Genomic DNA, 18,247 nt, shown 5'->3' on the forward strand with positions numbered 1-18,247 from the left:
CAGGCCAAAAAACTTGAGAGAGGTAAACCATGTCAATCACCAAAGTGGGAAAAAGCGGACAGAAGTTCATTGCCAGAAACCGGGCACCGCGTGTGCAGATCGAGTACGACGTGGAAATCTACGGCTCGGAGAAGAAGGTGCACATTCCCTTTGTCATGGGGGTGATGGCCGACCTCTCGGGCAAGCCTCTGGAGAACCTGCCTGAGATCGCTGACCGCAAGTTCCTGGACATCGACATCGATAACTTCGATGCCCGCATGAAGTCCATCAAGCCCCGCGCATCGTTCCTGGTACCGAACACTCTCACGGGCGAGGGCTACCTGAGCGTGGACCTTACCTTCGAAAGCATGGATGACTTCTCGCCTGCCGCAGTCGCACGCAACATCGGCCCACTCAACGAACTACTGGAAGCCCGCACGCAGCTGCACAACCTGCTCTCCTACATGGACGGCAAGCAGGGCGCCGAAGAGCTCATCCGCAAGGTGCTGCAAAACCCTGCACTTCTCAAGTCGCTGGCCACCAGCGCCAAACCAGCCACTGAGCCTGCCAACGGCCCAGTCCAGAACGACGCCGCCTGAGACCCCGCGAACGGAGATTACCCATGAGCGCAGTAGCCATCAACGAATCATCCACAGCCCAGTCGCTGGAAGGCCACGACTTTGCAGCCTTGCTGAACAAGGAGTTCAAGCCCAAGACCGACCAGGCACGCGACGCCGTCGAGGCCGCGGTCCAGACGCTGGCGCAACAAGCCCTGGCGTCTGTCGCCACCATTTCCAATGACGCCTACCAGACCGTCCAGGCCATCATCGCGGAGATCGACCGCAAGCTGTCCGAACAGGTCAACCTGGTGATCCACCACGCGGAATTCCAGAAGCTCGAGGGAGCCTGGCGTGGCCTGCAGCATCTGGTGACCAACACCGAGGTGGACGAGATGCTCAAGATCCGCGTGATGAACATCTCGAAGAAAGAGCTGCACCGCAATATGCGCCGCTACAAGGGCGTCGGTTGGGACCAGAGCCCCATCTTCAAGAAGGTCTACGAAGAAGAATACGGACAGTTCGGTGGCGAGCCCTTCGGCTGTCTGGTGGGTGACTACCACTTCGACCACAGCCCGCCGGACGTCGAGCTGCTGGGCGAGATGGCCAAGGTGGCTGCGGCTGCCCACTGCCCCTTCATCTCCGGCGCATCGCCTGCACTGATGCAGATGGATTCGTGGCAGGAGTTGGCCAACCCGCGCGACCTGACCAAGATCTTCACCAACACCGAGTACGCAGCCTGGCGCAGTCTGCGCGAGTCCGACGACTCCAAGTACATCGGCTTGGCCATGCCGCGTTTCCTGGCGCGCCTTCCCTATGGCGCCAAGACCAACCCGGTGGACGAATTCGACTTCGAAGAAGAAACCGCGAGCGGCAACCACAGCAAGTACTGCTGGGCCAACTCGGCCTATGCCATGGCGGTGAACATCAACCGGTCCTTCAAGTACTACGGCTGGTGTACGTCCATCCGAGGTGTGGAGTCTGGCGGGGCGGTGGAGAACCTGCCCGCGCACACCTTCCCGACGGACGATGGCGGCGTGGACATGAAATGCCCCACCGAAATCGCCATCAGCGACCGCCGCGAGGCCGAGTTGGCCAAGAACGGCTTCATGCCCTTGGTCCACCGGAAGAACTCGGACGTTGCAGCCTTCATCGGCGCGCAGTCGCTCAACAAGCCCGCAGAGTACTACGACGCCGACGCAACGGCGAACGCCAACCTCTCAGCACGGCTGCCCTACATGTTCGCGTGCTGCCGCTTCGCCCACTACCTCAAGTGCATCGTGCGCGACAAGATCGGTTCGTTCAAGGAGCGCAGCGACATGGAGCGCTGGCTCAACGACTGGATCATGAACTACGTCGATGGCGATCCGTCGAACTCTTCGCAGGAAACCAAGGCGCGCAAGCCGCTGGCCGCTGCAGAGGTCGAAGTGAATGAAGTGGAGGGCAATCCGGGGTACTACACGTCCAAGTTCTTCCTGCGCCCGCACTACCAGCTCGAAGGCCTGACTGTGTCGCTGCGGCTGGTGTCGAAGCTGCCGTCCGTCAAGGAAGCCAGCAACTGATCCCGGCCAGTTCAGGGGGGGTTCTCTGGCTCCGAGGCATCGCGTCGGCCACTGGTCAGCGCGATGCCCATATCTACAGTGGCAGGCGCCCCGGCGCTCGACCACACACACCTTGAGCAACCCACCGTGCGGACCACATCCGCCAGAAACACGAGCGGATGCCCCAAGGCGCAGCAAAAAAGCGGGCACGCGGTTGCTCAAAAGGGCCAAGCACGGTCGAGCGGACAGCTGCGTGCCAGGCTGCGGCCCCTCCAGCCCCCTTGTCCGCACCTAGTAGTGCCATGCATGCCATCACCTCAACGAGTTTCCAACGTGACTTCTGCTGTACTTTTTGATTCCCAAAGCCCGCTGGACCTTCAGATGAACCGCGTCAAGGAAGCGATCCGGGCGGAACCTGCAAAAGCACCGCTGCGCACGTTCTACTTCCAGTTGCTCGCCGTGCTCGGAGACTGGAACAAGGCACTGGCGCAGCTGCAGATGTGCGCGCAGCTGGACCCCAAAGCCATACCCATGGCTCAGGCCTACCGTGAGGCCTTGCGCTGCGAGCTGCTGCGCAAGGAAGTATTCGAAGGTCAGCGCACGCCCTACATCCTCGGTGAGCCGCCCGCCTGGTTGAGCTACATGGTGGATGCGCTGAAGGCGCAAGCCCAGGGATCGCACGACGCTGCGCTGAAACTGCGCACGCAGGCCTTGGACATGGCGCCTGCCTCGGCAGGTGCCATCAATGGCGATGCGTTCGAATGGCTTTGCGACTCGGACTCTCGACTCGGCCCCGCCTTCGAGCTTTACACCAACGGCTGCTACTACTGGGTGCCTTTCTCCGCCGTGCGCAGCGTGACACTGGACAAGCCGTCAGACCTTCGCGACCTCGTGTGGCAACCCGCCGAACTGGCACTCGCGAACGAGAGCACCCTGCGCGGCCTCATACCGACACGCTATCCAACGCAAGAGGGTGACGACGACAGCCTGCGGCTGGCACGCCGCACCGAATGGACGGAACTCGGCGGCGAACATGTTGCGGGCCGGGGCCAGCGGGTACTGATTTCCGACCAAGGCGACCACGCCTTGCTCGACATCCGCACGATCTCCTTCAACGCCTGACGCGGGTTGCCATGCTGACTAGGCGCCAAAGCGGTTTCGGCACGGAGAAAGATCGCCTGCAGCCAGCTTTGCTGGACCGGCTGACCGACCACGAGCCCACCCGCCGCACCGAGCAGGCCGACGCGGTCTACGTCACCGAGGCGCGTCTGCGCGCCGCACTGCTGCGCGACCTGGGCTGGCTGCTCAATGCAAGCAATGCGTCAGGGCACATCGACTTCGACGGCCTGGCGCACGCAGAGCGGTCCACACTCAATTACGGCATGACCCCCTTGGCGGGCAAACTCCTGTCCGATCTGGACTGGAAGGACGTCGAAGCCAACGTGAGCCGGGCGATCCTCGCGTTCGAGCCCCGCGTGCTACCGGAGTCGCTGACAGTGGCGCTGCTGCCCTCGTTCGATTCACTGAACCACCACAACACCTTGCAGTTCGAGATCAGATGCCAGTTCTGGTCCATGCCCTATCCGCTGGAACTGCTGCTCAAGACCAGCCTGGACCTGGAGACCGGCCAGGTGGTGGTGTCCGACCTCAGAAGCTGAGAGTGAAAGCCGTGCAATGAATCCGCGCCTGGTCGAGTACTACAACCGCGAACTCGCATACCTGCGCGAACTGGGCGCCGAGTTCGCTGCGGCCTTCCCAAAGATCGCAGGGCGCTTGGCGCTGCGCGACCTGGACGTGGCCGACCCGTATGTCGAACGGCTGCTGGAAGGCTTCAGCTTTCTCACGGCCCGAGTGCAGATGAAGATGGATGCGGAGTTTCCGAGGCTTTCGCAGCGCATCCTCGAAATGGTGTGCCCCCACTACCTAGCCCCCACTCCCGCGATGGTCATCGTCCAGATGTCGCCCAGCGAAACCGAAGGCAACGTGGCTGACGGTTACTGCCTGCCAGCGGGCAGCATGCTGAGGACCCGCAAGTCCACCGACGACCAGACGCCGTGCGACTTCCGCACCGGGCACGATGTGACGCTCTGGCCCGTGTCCCTCACACGTGCAGCACTGGGCGGCCCGCCGCTGGATATTCCGCTGGCCCGCTTCGGCCTGCCTCAGGAGCCCGCAGGGCATCTGCGGATGGAATTCGAAACTCAGGGTGCGACCGATTTTTCGCGCCTGCCGATGGACCGGCTCGACTTCTACATCCATGCCACCGACACCGTGGCTTCCCACCTGCAAGAGGTGCTGCACCACGCGCTGCAGGGCATCGTGGTGCATGACGTGCAGGACCCCGGCAAGGTGTACGGCTACCTGCCGGCCCAGGCGTTGCAGGCGGAAGGCTATGAACAGCGACAGGCACTGCTGCCCTACTCGCACCGCGCGTTCCAAGGCCACCGGTTGCTGCACGAGTACTTCGCCTTTCCGCCCCGTTTCCGGTTCTTTTCTATACAGGGCCTGGCCGCTTCGCTCAGGCAGGTTCCCTCGCGGCGGCTAGCAATGACGCTGCTGCTGCGCAAGGCCCGTCCGGACCTGGAGCCAGTCGTGGACGCGCAGAACTTCCTGTTGCATTGCACTCCGGCCATCAACCTCTTCGAACGCATGGCGGACCGCATCCACGTGTCCGCAGATGTGAACGAGTACCACGTGGTGATGGAGCGCACACGACCGCGCGACTTCGAGGTGTACAGCGTTCTCGGGGTCACGGGGCACCAGGAGGGCCAGATCAACGACCGGGAGTTCGTTCCCCTCTACGCCTCCGTGCACGGCATCCGGTCGGAAGACCAGGCGTACTTCGCGGTGCGGCGGGAGCCCCGGCTTTTTTCGGAGCACGCGGTGCGCTTCGGTCCCCGCACCCAGTACCTTGGCAGCGAGGTTTTCCTGTCGCTGGTGGACCAGCAGGCAGCCCCGTTCTCCGACGACCTCAAGCAACTGTCCGTCCGCACGCTGTGCACGAACCGGGACTTGCCGCTGCTCATGTCCACCAACCAGGCTGAGGGCGATTTCATCACGCTCGATTCGGCCCCCATTGGCGCCATCCGCACCATCGCGGGCCCCTCACGGCCCGTGGGCAGCATTGCCGAGAACGAAGTCACTTGGCGGCTGATTTCCCACCTCTCGCTGAACTACCTCGCGATGACAGACCTCTCCGAGCAAGAAGGGGCAGCAACCTTGCGCGAGCTGATGAACCTCTATCTGGCCCTCGGAGACCATGCGCTCGCGGGCCAGGTCGCGGGACTCAAAGAAATGAGCATCCGCCCCATCACCCGACGCCTCACGCAGCACAGGCAGCTGGTGTACGGCCGCGGTGTGGGCGTCACTCTGACGGTGGACGAATCCTCCTTTGCCGGCGTCAGCGCCTGGCCGCTCGCTTGCGTGCTGGAGCGCTTCTTCGCACGCCATGTGGGCGTGAACAGCTTCACGGAGCTGTCTCTGCACTCCCGGCAGCGTGGGCCTGTCGCCACATGGGACGTGCGGCCCGGCCAGAGGCCCAACACATGAGTCGCATGGCACCGCCCACCCTGCCGCAGGCAGGGCAACGCACTGGTGAACCAGTCTTGTGGCGGCGGCTACGCCACGACCCGCATGCTTTCGATCTGTTTTTCACACTGCGCTGGCTCCAGGCTCACCATCCCGAGCAGCCGCGTCTGGGCCGCGCCGCCCGCCCGCAAGCCGAGCCCATCCGCCTGGGACAGGACCCGTCGCTCGCTTTCGCGCCCGCGACCATTGCAGAACTCCTGCCCCCCACCGCAGGCCAGCCAGAGCGCCTGACGGTCTGGAACTTCGGCCTCTACGGCCCCAACGGGCCCATGCCAACGCACCTGACGGAATATGTGCGGGAGCGCCAGCGACAGTACGACGATCCGACGCTTGCACGGTTTTCCGACATCTTCCACCACCGGCTGCTCCTGCTCTTCTTCCGCGCCTGGGCCGATGCCCAGCCCACCGTGTCGCTCGACCGGCCGGGCGACAGCATGTTCAGCCGACACCTGGCCAGCCTCATCGGGATCGGCGAGCCGTCTGCGCGCCAGCGCGACGCCGTGCAAGACCACGCCAAGCTGCACATGGCCGGACACATGACGCGGTCCACCCGCAACCCGGAAGGGCTGCAACGTGCCATCGGCAGCTACTTCGGGGTGCCGGTAGTGATGCAGGAGTACTGCCTTCACTTCCTGGCACTGGAACCATCGCAACAGACCCGCCTGTCGCGACACCCGTGCAACTCCCAACTGGGCGTGGACACGGTGGTCGGTTCACGGGTGCCGGACGCCCAAAGCAAGTTCCGCCTGCGCATTGGTCCCATGACGCTCGCCCAGTACGAGCGTTTCCTGCCCGACCAACCCGATTTCAGGGCCCTGGTGGATTGGGTGCGCAACTACCTGGGCATCGAATACGCCTGGGATTTCGAACTCGTATTGCAGCGGGAGGAAGTGCCTGGCACACGCCTTGGCGGTGGCACCCGGCTAGGCTGGACGAGCTGGATGCTCGATGGCCCCGCGCCCCGCGACGCGGATGACCTCCGCCTGGACCCGGAAAGCTGGCTCCAGTCCCGTGGTCACCGCGTCATCGCCCGAACAGTGCCAGCGGCCACCCGCTAGCGGCCGCCCCACACACAACCCTTCCAGCATTTTTCTCTTCAACGCACCGTCACCACGCCCATGTCAGAGATCAGCCGCCTTGCCCTGTTCGGAAAACTCAACCCCCTGCTTTTCAAGTCGCTCGAAGGCGCCACCGTGTTTTGCAAACTGCGGGGCAACCCTTACGTGGAGCTGGTGCACTGGCTGCACCAGCTGCTGCAGGAGAACGACTCCGACCTGCTGCGGATCTTCCGCCACTTCGAAATCGATGCCGAGCAGCTCGCCGTCGATGTGCTGCGCAGCCTGGACCGGCTTCCCCGGGGCGCTACATCGATCTCCGACTTCTCGGACCAGATCGAAACGTCGATCGAGCGCGGGTGGGTCTATGCCACATTGATGTTCAACGAGTCGCAGATCCGCAGCGCCTACTGGCTGTCGGGCATGCTGCGCACCCGGGCACTGGCCAACGAGCTGCGGTCCATCTCCAAGGAGCTGGAAAAGATCAACGAACCCGCGTTGAGCGATGCATTTCCCAAGGTGCTGCCGCACTCGCCGGAGGCCAAGTTGCAAGCGGCCGATGGCTCAGGTCTGCAAGGAAGCCCCGGCGAGGCCAGCGGTGCGACGCCGTCGCTGGGCGCGGGCAAGCAAGAGGCGCTGCAGCGATACACGGTGGACCTGACTGAGCGCGCCCGCAAAGGCGAGCTTGACCCGGTGACTGGGCGTGACGAGGAGGTGCGCCAGATGATCGACATCCTCATGCGCCGCCGTCAGAACAACCCCATCCTGGTAGGCGAAGCGGGTGTCGGCAAAACCGCCGTGGTGGAAGGCCTGGCACTGCGCATTGCATCGGACGACGTCCCTCCGCCGCTGCGTGGCGTTCAGCTGCGCGTCATGGATGTCGGCCTGCTGCAGGCCGGCGCCAGCATGAAGGGCGAGTTCGAAAACCGCCTGCGCTCGCTGCTGGACGAGGTGCAGGCCAGCACCACACCCATCGTGCTGTTCATCGACGAAGTGCACACGCTGATCGGAGCCGGTGGCCAGGCGGGCACGGGCGACGCTGCCAACCTGCTCAAGCCCGCGCTGGCCCGTGGCGTGCTGCGCACCATCGGCGCCACGACCTGGGCCGAATACAAGAAGTACATCGAAAAAGACCCAGCGCTGACCCGGCGCTTCCAGCTGGTGCACATCCACGAGCCGGATGAGCCCAAGGCCGTCCACATGCTGCGCGGTGTGGCCGCCAAGCTGGAAGCTCACCACAAGGTGCGGATCGCGGACGAGGCCGTGGTGGCTGCCGTTAGCCTTTCGCACCGGTACATCCCTTCGCGCCAGCTCCCGGACAAGGCCGTGAGCCTCATCGACACGGCCTGCTCCCGCGTCGCCATGGCCCTGACAGCGACACCTGCGCGCCTGGAAGCGGTCACCCGGCAGCAAGACGCTCTCCGGCTGGAACTCGACGTCGTGCAGCGCGAAGCGGAACTGGGCCTGGCGGAGGCGGGCCGCCAGGACGAACTGACGACCACATTGGAGCGCCTGGAGCAGGAACGCAGCACGCTGGCCGACCGACTGGGCCGCGAAAGCGAGCTTGCCCAGCGCATCGTCCAGGCAGAGGCTGCGTTGATGGCGGCACGCCTTGCCCGCACGCAGGGCGAAGCCGTCGCCCCGGCAGAGCCTTCCGTCACTGCACCGACCGTCACAGCATCACAGCTGGAAGCGCTGCGCAAGGAGCTTGAGGCCCTGCAAGGTGATGACCCACTGCTGCATCCTGTGGTCGATGCCGGTGTCGTGGCTGCCGTGGTCGCCGAATGGACTGGCATCCCGGTCGGCCGGATGGTGCGCGACGAAGTGAAGTCGGTACTGACGCTCGCACAAACATTGGAAAAACGGGTGATCGGACAGCGCCACGGCCTGGAGGCCATTACGCGCCGCATCCAGACGGCCCGCGCGCAGCTGGACAACCCCAGCAAGCCCATTGGCGTATTCCTGCTCGCGGGCCCGTCCGGTGTGGGCAAGACCGAAACCGCGCTGTCCTTGGCCGAAGCTCTGTATGGCGGCGAGCAAAACCTCATCACCATCAACATGAGCGAGTTCCAGGAAGCGCACACGGTCTCCACACTCAAGGGGGCGCCTCCAGGCTACGTCGGCTACGGCGAAGGCGGCGTGCTGACCGAAGCCGTGCGGCGCAGACCCTACAGCGTGGTGCTGCTCGATGAAATCGAGAAGGCCCACTCCGACGTGCACGAAATGTTCTTCCAGGTGTTCGACAAAGGCTGGATGGAGGACGGCGAGGGTCGCTACATCGACTTCAAGAACACCGTGATCATCCTGACCTCGAATGTCGGCTCGGAGCTGATAGCCGGCATGTGCAGCGACCCGGAGCTGGCCCCCACACCAGAAGCCTTGGCCAAAGCCGTGCGGCAACCCTTGCTCGACAAGTTTCCCGCCGCACTGCTGGGACGCCTTACGGTGGTGCCTTACTACCCCATCTCCGATGCGATGCTCGAGCAGATCATCGGACTGCAGCTGCGCCGTATCCAGGCCCGCATCCAGGCCAACCACGGCGCACAGTTCCAGTTCGACGACCGTGCGGTGCAACTGATCCGCGAGCGCTGCAGCGAAGTCGAATCCGGGGCACGCATGATTGACGCGATCCTGACCCAGAACCTTCTCCCTCGCCTCGCGATGGAGTTCCTGCAGGCCTCGGTGGATGCGAAATGCATCGACCGCATTGACGTGAGCGCTGCCGACAACGACTTTGTGATCCGCTACACCTGATTCCAAAAGCCTTTTCTCGCCAGTCAACGCCACTATGCCCAACGACCGCCTGCTACGCGACCTGTCCCAGATCACCCGCGCCACCAAAGCTTCGCCAGCCAACGCGCTCAAGCAGCGCAGCGGGGTATGCGATATGCACCGACCAAATCGCGAACAGTGCGTACCGCGCAGGCTGTGGGCTGCCGGACTGCTCGCACTGACGCTGACCCCGATCGGACCGGTGCACGCGGGGCTGCTCGACGGTCTGGGTCGGGCGGGCGAGGTCATGAGCCGCGGTGAGGGCGCGGTATCCGCCGGGCAGCAGATGATGTCCACGGGCCAGCAGGTGATGTCAACGGGCCGACAGGCCGTAGACGCAGGGCGCCAGGCCTGGGACAACCGCAACGGCATCCCCTTCCAGCCTCCTTCCGGACCGGCGGTGATGGCACGCGACGAGGGCGGTCCGGTGCGCCTCATCGCGGCGCTGGAGCGGGGTGTCAGTGACCCCATCACGGCGGGCAGCACGCTCGTGGCGTTGCTCGACCAGGGCGCCTACTTCGTGCAACGCCAGGCGGCGCACGTGACGCCGCCTCAGGACCAATTGCTGGCCACGCCCCGCATGGACAGCTCGGCCGTTTCGATTGACCTGCCGCCCACCCCCCCGGGGACACTTTTCGATCTGGGTACGGGCAGGTTGCGTGTGTCGGGCACCGGAGTGAAGATCTTTGCGCTGTCCGTGCACACCCAGCTGCCGCGCCGTGCGGGCCGCCGTGCGCTGGACACGATTGAGCAGCACGCCATGCTGACCACCAGCTCTGTGCAGATGGAATGGCCCCTGCAACCTGACCTGGCCATGGAACCGGTGGGAGGCAAGCTGCTGGTGTGGGCCAGCGAGGCGGGCGCGCCGTTCCCGGCGGGGTTTGGCGCGGATGGCCGACTGTTCACCCCCGATGACCCCATGGTGCGCCTGCCGCGCGGCTACACCGTGGTCACGTTGGACAGCCGCGGCTTCAGCTTCGACCGCAGTCGTGAGGTCGCACTGTCACAGTACGGTGTGCAGTACACCACCGACATCGACCTGACCCGGCTCACGCCCGGCGATGCGTTCAAGGCATTCACCAGCGTGATGCATGAGCGTTACCCCTTTCGTGGCGCCCAGCCCACGGACTGGGTAAGGCTGCAAGCCGAATTGGCCGACAGGATCCGCCAGGCCGGTGACCAGCGGGACCGGCGGGCCATGGCGCAGGTTTATGCCGAGATCGGCACACGCCTGCAGGACGGCCTGTTCCGGGTTGATCTGCGCAGCGCCAACGGACTCCAGCGGCTGGCGGCAGGACTGGACACCGGTCTGGCCGGGCAGTGGGTGCCACGCGGGATCACTCCACTGCCGCAGCAGGGCGTGTGGTGGCTTGCTGATGGCCGCACCATGGTCGGCAGCGTCGCGCCCGGCTCTGCCGCCGACCTCGCTGGTCTGCGGCCGGGGGCAGAAATCATGGAAGTCAATAGCGAAAGCATGTCGCGCTATGTAGGCCGGGCTTCTCGCCACTCCAATCGCCCCACCGAGGCGGGGCGCCGCCACGAAGCGCTCAAGCTCACGGCCTATGACCGGGAGGCCATGGTCCTGAAGGTGCGGCAGGACGGCAAGGACCAGTCCATCGATCTGCGCCAACGCATGGCCGAAAGGCCACAGGCTGCGGGTACCGGGCCCAACAATGAATCCTTGTCGGCGTTCCAGCTGCGCAGCCAGTCGGGCCGTCAGTATGGCTATCTGGCGCTCAGTTCGTTCGCTGACGGCGGCGGCAACCTGGACCTGTGGGAGCGCAGCCTGGCCGCCGCCAATCAGGCGCGGCTGCGGGGTCTGGTGCTCGATCTGCGGGGCGCCAACCATGGGTCCTACCAGCTGGTTCCGCACTATGTGGCCTCATTCTTCTCGTACGACCGCCCCCTCCGGCTGCAAGGCTACGCCCAGCGCCAGGCGGATGCCACCGCCAAGGTCTGGCGCACGCGTGGCAGTCTGGGACTCCCCCCTCAGTTGCCGCTCTTCACGCAAGGCCAGGCGCACTACAGCGGCCCCCTGGTGCTGCTGACGGGCCCGGAATGCATGGGGGCCTGCGAGATGTTCGCCGCCTGGTTGCAAAAGGCAGGCAGGGCACAGGTCGTCGCGACCGAACCCACGCCCGGTGCAGTGGGCATGACGACCCGGATCCTCCTGCCTGGCGACATGGTGGTCCATGCGCCCACCGTGGCAGAACTCGCAGCCAACGGCGAGCACTATGTGTTCGGCAAAGGCGTCGAGCCCGACCTCCGTGTTGCCGTCGATGCCGGGGTCGTGCAGCGCGCCCTGGGCGGAGGCGACCCCGTGCTGGACACGGCCGTGCAGTGGCTGGAGAGCAGATCCCCCGCCCGCTGAGCACCCCAAAAGCCCGCAACGTCCTGAAAAAACCCGCCCGCCCTCCTGCGGGATCGCGGGCAAGCGAAAATAGCGCATGCCCCTCATCCCCGACTTCATCGCCCCCACCCGCCACACCGACCCCGCCGACGCCCTGGCCCAGGTGCAGCGCATCTACCAGCAACAGATCGGCCACCTGCGCGACGCCATGCAGCGTTTTGTGGCAGGAGAGACGCCCGAGGGCCCGGTGCGGGCCTTCTACCCCTTTGTGCGGGTGCACACCACCACCGTGGCGCGGGCCGATACCAAGCTGGCCTATGGCTTTGTGGAGGGCCCCGGGCGCTATGAGACCACGCTGACCCGGCCCGACCTGTTTGCCAACTACTACGCCGAGCAGTTCCGCCTGCTGCGAGCTGCACACAACGTGGACCTGGAAGTGGGCACCAGCACCCACCCCATCCCCATCCATTTCTCGTTTGCCGAGCACGACCACATCGAAGGCACGCTGACCCAGGCCCGCCGCATGCTGATGCGCGATGTGTTCGACCTGCCCGACCTGGCCGCCATGGACGACGGCATTGCCAACGGCACCTGGCAGGCTGCGCCGGGCGAGGCCCAGCCCCTGTCGCTGTTCACCGCACCGCGCGTGGACTACTCGCTGCACCGCCTGCGCCACTACACGGGCACGGCGCCCGAGTGGTTCCAGAACTTTGTGTTGTTCACCAACTACCAGTTCTACATCGACGAATTCGTGCGCCTGGGCCATGCCGAGATGGCCAAGCCCGACAGCGAATACATCGCCTTCATCGAACCCGGCAACGTGGTCACGCGCCGCGTGGGCCTGAGCGCCGAGGCGGGCGACGACCTGGGCGCCGCGCCGCCCCGCCTGCCGCAAATGCCCGCCTACCACCTGGTGCGCAAGGATTCGAGCGGCATCACCATGGTCAACATCGGCGTGGGCCCGGCCAACGCCAAGACCATCACCGACCACATCGCCGTGCTGCGCCCGCACGCCTGGATGATGCTGGGCCACTGCGCGGGCCTGCGCAACAGCCAGCAGCTCGGCGACTACGTGCTGGCCCACGCCTATGTGCGCGAGGACCATGTGCTAGACGAAGACCTGCCGCTGTGGGTGCCCATCCCGGCGCTGGCCGAGATCCAGCTGGCGCTGCAGCAGGCCGTGGCCGATGTCACGCAGATCAGCGGTGCAGACCTGAAGCGCGTGATGCGCACCGGCACCGTGGCCAGCACCGACAACCGCAACTGGGAGCTGCTGCCCGACAACACGCCCCAGCGCCGCTTCAGCCAGAGCCGCGCCGTGGCGCTGGACATGGAAAGCGCCACCATCGCCGCCAACGGTTTCCGCTTCCGCGTGCCCTACGGCACCCTGCTGTGCGTGAGCGACAAGCCCCTGCACGGTGAAATCAAGCTGCCCGGCATGGCCAACCACTTCTACCGCGAGCGCGTGGACCAGCATCTGCGCATTGGCATGCGTGCCATCGAGATCCTGCGCAACGGCGGCGTGGACCGCCTGCACAGCCGCAAGCTGCGCAGCTTTGCCGAAGTCGCCTTCCAGTAAAGAAGATAGAGAGAAAAAAGAAAGAAACGCCACCAAGCACGCAGGGCCGATCTGCCCCATGCCACTGGACTTCCTCACCCTGATGGCCGTCATGGCCACCAACCTGTTCATGATCTCGGCGGCCCTGCCACTGATCATGGGCCGCGGCGTGAGCCGTGCGGCGCGCCATGTGCAGGCCAGCCTGCTGCTGCAGGCCGTGGCCTGGGCGGCCATCATCGCCTCGTCGTCGCTGTGGGACCAGGCCCTGTCCACCCTGTCGATCGCCTGCAACGCAGCGGCCCAGTGGATGCTGTACCGCGCACTGGAGGAGTGGCTGGGCCCGCGCCCGTTGCCCCGCCTGCTGCTGGTGCTGGTGATTGCCGCCCCGCTGGGCTACACGCTGGGCTTTGGTCACTACGCCTGGCGGGTGGGCTGGGCCAACTTTTTGATGGCCGCCATCCTCTGCATCGTGGCACGCGCCACCCTGGCGCCCGTGGTGGAGTCCAGCCTGCGCTGGCGCAGCCTGCTGCTGGGCTGCCTGCTCACTTCGGCGGCCTTCACGCTGGCGCGCGGCATGCTGGGCGCGTTTACCGACCAGTACCCCAGCTTTCGCACGCCCCACCCGGTAAACCTGGCCGCGGCCATGGCCACCAACGTGAGCCTGGTGCTGGGCACCGTGGCCCTGCTGGTGGCCTGGCGTGCAGAGGCCGAGCAGAAACTGCGCACCCTGGCCATGACCGATGGCCTCACGGGCCTGCTCAACCAGCGCAGCTTCGCTCAGCAGGGCGCCAGCCTGCTGGCCCACGCCGCCCGCCACCAGCTGCCCGTGACGGCCTTGATGCTGGATGTGGACCACTTCAAGCAGATCAACGACACCCGGGGCCATGAAGCGGGCGACCGCGCACTGCAGCTGTTTGCACGGCTGCTGGGTGACACCTGCCGCAGCGGCGATCTGATCGGGCGGCTGGGCGGCGAGGAGTTTGGCGTGCTGCTGCTGCACAACAGCGCCCCGGCCGGCATGGCGTTTGACCGGCGCCTGCGTCGGCGGCTGCACGCCGCGAGTGTGGCTGAACTGGGCTTTGCGCTGGACTACAGCGCCGGGTTGGCAACACCAGCGCCTGGCGAAACCGACCTGGCTGCGCTGATGGCGCGGGCCGACCGTGCACTGTACGAGGCCAAGACGGCGGGCCGGGGGCGGCTGGTGGCTGCCAGCTGAATGCGCCGCGCCTCACACACAATCAAACCATGACCGCACTTTTTGAAGCCCTGCACCTGCGCAAACGCTACGGCGAGACCACGGTGGTGGATGACGTGTCGTTTGCCATTGCCCCCGGCGAATGCCTGGGCGTCATCGGCCCCAACGGCGCGGGCAAGACCACCACCATCCGCATGTGCCTGGGCCTCACGGCGCCCGATGGCGGGGCCGTGCATTTCACGCCCACCCCTGGCGCGGCGCCGCTGCACATGCCGCGCGATGCGCTGGCCATCAAGGCGCAGCTGGGGGTGGTCACGCAGTTCGACACGCTGGACCCGGACTTCACCTGCGCCGAGAACCTGCGCGTGTTTGGCCGCTATTTCGGACTCAAGGGCGCGGTGATGGACGAGCGCGTGCCGCAGCTGCTGGAGTTTGGGGCGCTGTCCCACAAGGCCGATGCCAAGCCCGGCGAACTCTCGGGCGGCATGAAGCGGCGCCTGTCGCTGGCGCGTGCCCTCGTCAACAACCCGCGCCTTCTGCTGCTCGACGAGCCCACCACCGGCCTGGACCCGCAGGCGCGCCACCTGATGTGGGAGCGGCTGCAACTGCTGCTGCAGCAGGGCAAGTCCATCCTGTTGACCACCCACTTCATGGACGAGGCCGAGCGCCTGTGCTCGCGCCTGCTGGTGCTGGACCATGGCAAAAAAATCGCCGAAGGCCGCCCGCGCGAGCTGATTGCCCAGCACCTGGAGCGCGAGGTGGTGGAGGTGTTTGGGGTGGGCGCGGTGGCACTCACACAAGACACCACCCTGCGCGCGCTCGCGGCCCGGGTGGAGGTCAGCGGTGAGACGGTGTTTTTCTACACCCAGAACGCCCAGCCGCTGCTGCAGGCGCTGGGGCAGCACAGCCACCTGCGCACCTTGCACCGGCCCGCCAACCTGGAGGATCTGTTCCTCAAGCTCACGGGACGCCAGATCCGCGAGGATGGCTGAGCGTTGGCATCGGCTGGCGCGCCAGCCGATGTTTACTATAAAAACAATAGCTACAAGCGCTTATCCATCGCGCGCAAACGGCCATTTTTTCTTGAAATTCAGGCTTTACGGGGCCTGACCTTGCCCGCCGCGAGCTTGGCGTTGTGGCGCGCAGTGTCCACATCCTCCGCCCGCGCCAGCGCCACGCCCATGCGGCGCTTGGTGAAGCTCTCGGGCTTGCCGAACAGGCGCAGGTCGGTGCCGGGCACGCGCAGGGCTTCGTCCACGCCATCGAACACGATGCCCTGGGCTTCCACACCGCCATAGATCACGGCACTGGCGCCGGGGTTGCGCAGGCGGGTGTCCACCGGCAGGCCCAGGATGGCGCGGGCGTGCAGCTCGAACTCGCTCTGGTGCTGGGTGCACAGGGTGACCAGGCCGGTGTCGTGCGGGCGCGGGCTCACTTCGCTGAACCACACGCTCTCGCCCTTCACGAACAACTCCACACCAAACAATCCCTGGCCACCCAGGTTGTCGGTCACGGCCTTGGCGATCTGGCGTGATTTTTCGAGCGCGGCGGGGTGCATGGGGTGGGGCTGCCAGCTTTCCACATAGTCGCCGCTCACCTGCACATGGCCGATAGGGTCGCAGAAGCTGGTGACGATCTGGTCATCGGCCCCCACCGCACGCACGGTGAGCTGGGTGATTTCGTAGTCAAAGTCGATAAAGCCCTCGACGATCACGCGGCCGTGGCTCACGCGGCCACCGGCCATGGCGTAGTCCCAGGCTTTTTTCACATCGTCCGGGCCGTCGATCTTGCTCTGGCCCTTGCCGGAGCTGCTCATCACGGGTTTGACGATGCAGGGATAGCCAATCCCGCTATCAATCGCAGCCTGCAGCTCTTCGAGCGAATTACAGAATTTATAGGGGCTGGTGGGAAGTCCCAGCGTCTCGGCCGCCAGCACACGGATGCCTTCGCGGTCCATGGTCAGGCGCGCCGCGCGGGCCGTGGGGATCACGCGCACGGTGCCCGCGGCTTCCAGCTCTTCGAGCATGGGGGTGGCGATGGCTTCGATCTCGGGCACGACCAGGTGCGGGCGCTCGGCCTCGATCAACGCCTTGAGCTGGGCCGGGTCGCTCATGGTGATGGTGCGCGCATGGTGGGCCACCTGCTGGCCGGGGGCGTTGTCGTAGCGGTCCACGGCAATGGTTTCGACACCCAGGCGCTGCAGCGCGATCAGCACTTCCTTGCCCAGCTCGCCGGAGCCCAGCAGCATGACTTTGGTGGCGTGGGGGGACAGAGGGGTTCCGAGGGTGGTCATGGGAGGTTTTCCAGAAAAAGAAGACGCAAACGCCACGAAGGACAGGGGGCCTGTCGCAGCAATTCGGCGACTTTAATGCATGGGTAGTGGCCCGGTGCGACCGGGCCCACCAGCACACCAGACAGGGGGGGCGAAGAAATTTTGCCTTGCCCACATCCAATCCGCGCCCGGATGCGTACCCCCTGTTGCAGCAGACCGTTCTTGCGGCGGCTGCACCCTCCAACCCATTCAAGAAAAGGCAACCACCATGCACACCCAGCCCCTGCACACCCGTTTGGCCCCCTGGGCCCTCGCGCTTGCCACCGCCACCTTGCTGACGGCCTGCGGCGCCATGAAGCCCGCATCCAGCCCCATGTACTCGCAGGACAGCCTGCCCGACACCATCAAGGTGCCAGCGGGCCACAAGGTCACCATGGAAACCGTGGGCGTGGGCGAGATCACCTACGAATGCCGCGACAAGGCCAACATGCCCGGCCAGACCGAATGGGTGTTTGTGGGCCCCAAGGCGGTGCTGAACGACCGCAGCGGCAAACAAGTGGGCACCTACTACGGCCCTCCGGCCACCTGGGAGTCGAACGATGGCTCCAAGCTCACCGCCACGCAGCTGGCGGTGGCACCGTCAGGCGCAGGCAATCTGCCCTACCAGCTGGTCAAGGCCAACCCGGCCATGGGCAGCGGCGCCATGGTGGGCGTGACCTACATCCAGCGCGTGGCCCTGAAGGGCGGCGTGGCGCCCGCCACAGCCTGCACCACGGCCAACAAGGGCGCGCGCGAAATCGTGAAGTACCAGGCCGACTACATCTTCTGGAAGGCCGCCTGACGAGGCAGGGGAGCGGGCGACGCCGCCCGCTCCGGATCAGTACTGCTTGTAGGGCAGAAACTTGCCCGACAGGACCACATTCACGCGGTCGCCCTTGGGGTCGGCTTCGCGCGTGATGTCCATGCTGAAGTCGATGGCGCTCATGATGCCGTCGCCGAATTCCTCGTGGATCAGTTCCTTGATGGTCGTGCCGTAGACGCTCACGATCTCGTACCAGCGGTAGATCAGCGGATCGGTAGGCACGGGCGTGGGCAGCGAGCCCTTGTAGGGCACGACCTGCAGCCACTTCTGCTCTTCGGCCTTGAGGCCGAAGATCTTGCCCAGCACCTTGGCCTGTTCGGCCGTGGCGGTCATCTGGCCCAGGCACAGGGCAGTGGTCCATTCCTTGGACTGGCCGACCTTCTTGGCAATGGCTTCCCATTGCAGGCCCTTGGCGACCTTGGTGCTGATGATCTTTTCGGTAACGTCGTTGCGGTTCATGGTGATGGCTCCTTCGGTTGGATGGGTTTTGGAACAGGGAACAGGAACTTCAGGGTGCA

At 65.4% G+C, this 18,247-nt stretch carries 14 protein-coding genes; 12 read left to right on the forward strand and 2 right to left on the reverse strand.

Translation table 11 applies throughout. The features are described from left to right. Window positions 1-29: 29 nt before the first annotated feature. The 11 genes from tssB (at window position 30) to CBY09_RS10140 (ending at window position 15,587) form a co-directional block, all read left to right on the forward strand. Complete coding sequence (gene tssB / locus CBY09_RS10090) at window positions 30-578, forward strand: type VI secretion system contractile sheath small subunit (RefSeq protein ID WP_094289072.1); 549 nt, start codon at window positions 30-32, stop codon at window positions 576-578. A 23-nt stretch (window positions 579-601) separates the two neighbouring features. After that, the gene (tssC, locus tag CBY09_RS10095; protein WP_094289074.1) at window positions 602-2,098 is read left to right on the forward strand and encodes a type VI secretion system contractile sheath large subunit; all 1,497 of its coding nucleotides are present in this window, start codon (window positions 602-604) and stop codon (window positions 2,096-2,098) included. A gap of 312 nt (window positions 2,099-2,410) precedes the next feature. Continuing rightward, the gene (locus CBY09_RS10100; RefSeq protein WP_240515665.1) at window positions 2,411-3,199 is read left to right on the forward strand and encodes a type VI secretion system accessory protein TagJ; all 789 of its coding nucleotides are present in this window, start codon (window positions 2,411-2,413) and stop codon (window positions 3,197-3,199) included. Between the two features lie 11 nt (window positions 3,200-3,210). Further along, window positions 3,211-3,735 carry a type VI secretion system baseplate subunit TssE gene (tssE, locus tag CBY09_RS10105; protein WP_094289078.1) on the forward strand — a complete coding sequence of 175 codons (525 nt, stop codon included), beginning with the start codon at window positions 3,211-3,213 and terminating at the stop codon, window positions 3,733-3,735. Between the two features lie 16 nt (window positions 3,736-3,751). Beyond that, window positions 3,752-5,626: a type VI secretion system baseplate subunit TssF gene (gene tssF / locus CBY09_RS10110; protein WP_094289080.1), complete on the forward strand. Its 1,875-nt coding sequence runs from the start codon at window positions 3,752-3,754 to the stop codon at window positions 5,624-5,626. Between the two features lie 5 nt (window positions 5,627-5,631). Further along, the gene (tssG, locus tag CBY09_RS10115) at window positions 5,632-6,723 is read left to right on the forward strand and encodes a type VI secretion system baseplate subunit TssG (RefSeq protein ID WP_240515666.1); all 1,092 of its coding nucleotides are present in this window, start codon (window positions 5,632-5,634) and stop codon (window positions 6,721-6,723) included. Window positions 6,724-6,783: 60 nt separating this feature from the next. Beyond that, a complete protein-coding gene (gene tssH / locus CBY09_RS10120; RefSeq protein ID WP_094289083.1) occupies window positions 6,784-9,474 on the forward strand; it encodes a type VI secretion system ATPase TssH in 2,691 nt (896 codons plus the stop codon). A 34-nt stretch (window positions 9,475-9,508) separates the two neighbouring features. After that, window positions 9,509-11,863 (forward strand): S41 family peptidase, encoded by a 2,355-nt coding sequence (locus CBY09_RS10125; RefSeq protein ID WP_094289085.1) that lies wholly within the window; start codon window positions 9,509-9,511, stop codon window positions 11,861-11,863. 76 nt (window positions 11,864-11,939) lie between these two features. Next, the gene (locus tag CBY09_RS10130; RefSeq protein ID WP_094289087.1) at window positions 11,940-13,421 is read left to right on the forward strand and encodes an AMP nucleosidase; all 1,482 of its coding nucleotides are present in this window, start codon (window positions 11,940-11,942) and stop codon (window positions 13,419-13,421) included. Window positions 13,422-13,479: 58 nt separating this feature from the next. Further along, window positions 13,480-14,616 (forward strand): GGDEF domain-containing protein, encoded by a 1,137-nt coding sequence (locus CBY09_RS10135; RefSeq protein ID WP_094289089.1) that lies wholly within the window; start codon window positions 13,480-13,482, stop codon window positions 14,614-14,616. Between the two features lie 29 nt (window positions 14,617-14,645). Further along, the gene (locus tag CBY09_RS10140) at window positions 14,646-15,587 is read left to right on the forward strand and encodes an ATP-binding cassette domain-containing protein (protein ID WP_094289091.1); all 942 of its coding nucleotides are present in this window, start codon (window positions 14,646-14,648) and stop codon (window positions 15,585-15,587) included. A 98-nt stretch (window positions 15,588-15,685) separates the two neighbouring features. On the opposite strand, the gene purT is transcribed toward CBY09_RS10140, so the two are convergent. Beyond that, window positions 15,686-16,888 (reverse strand): formate-dependent phosphoribosylglycinamide formyltransferase, encoded by a 1,203-nt coding sequence (gene purT / locus CBY09_RS10145; protein WP_094289093.1) that lies wholly within the window; start codon window positions 16,886-16,888, stop codon window positions 15,686-15,688. A gap of 247 nt (window positions 16,889-17,135) precedes the next feature. On the opposite strand from purT, the gene CBY09_RS10150 reads away from it, so the two are divergent. After that, on the forward strand, window positions 17,136-17,708 hold the full coding sequence (locus CBY09_RS10150) for a DUF3455 domain-containing protein (RefSeq protein ID WP_094289095.1): 573 nt from the start codon (window positions 17,136-17,138) through the stop codon (window positions 17,706-17,708). Between the two features lie 36 nt (window positions 17,709-17,744). Here the strand turns inward: CBY09_RS10150 and cynS are convergent, their stop codons facing one another. Further along, window positions 17,745-18,188, reverse strand: coding sequence for a cyanase (cynS, locus tag CBY09_RS10155; protein ID WP_094289097.1), 444 nt, complete (start codon window positions 18,186-18,188; stop codon window positions 17,745-17,747). Window positions 18,189-18,247 lie beyond the last annotated feature (59 nt).

The organism is Acidovorax kalamii, assembly GCF_002245625.1.
GTDB classification, from domain to species: Bacteria; Pseudomonadota; Gammaproteobacteria; order Burkholderiales; family Burkholderiaceae_C; genus Acidovorax; species Acidovorax kalamii.